Below are 471 nucleotides of genomic sequence, written 5' to 3'. Positions count from 1 at the left end.
TCCGACTTGGCCAGTTTGTATTTCTTTTATTTTTCGTATGACAGTTTCCATATTCATTCCTCTTTCTATATCATTTTATCACCCTCTGAAAATTCGATATAGAATGTAAAAACCCTTTATTTGTTAAATGATATTCTTGAATACAATAAGAAAAAGATAGTATGAAAGTTCTTCACACTATCTTTTTAAAAAATTATTTCGCATAACTGATATATCTATTTCTCAGTAGGATTTTCAGGTCCATTAAGCTCCAATTGATAAAAAGATAAGTCTAGCCATTTATTGAACTTATAACCGGCCTTTTTAATTGTGCCTGAATGAACAAATCCAAAGTTTTCGTGCATAGCAATGCTTTTTTCATTTTCTGCGTCAATTCCGGCAATTAAGGTCATATATTCTCTTTCCTTTGCAATTGTGATTAATTCTTCCATTAAAGAGGACCCAATTCCATTTTTTCTATATTCCTTATCA

1 protein-coding gene is annotated in these 471 nt (G+C 30.1%); it reads right to left on the bottom strand.

The features are described from left to right. Positions 1 to 215 precede the first annotated feature (215 nt). Positions 216 to 471: GNAT family N-acetyltransferase (locus KI356_RS26625; protein ID WP_212936950.1), on the bottom strand; the 256-nt coding region annotated here is incomplete at its 5' end.

Source organism: Bacillus hominis (assembly GCF_018332515.1).
Classification (GTDB): Bacteria; Bacillota; Bacilli; order Bacillales; family Bacillaceae_G; genus Bacillus_A; species Bacillus_A hominis.
This window is presented reverse-complemented; position numbering and strand designations above follow the sequence as displayed.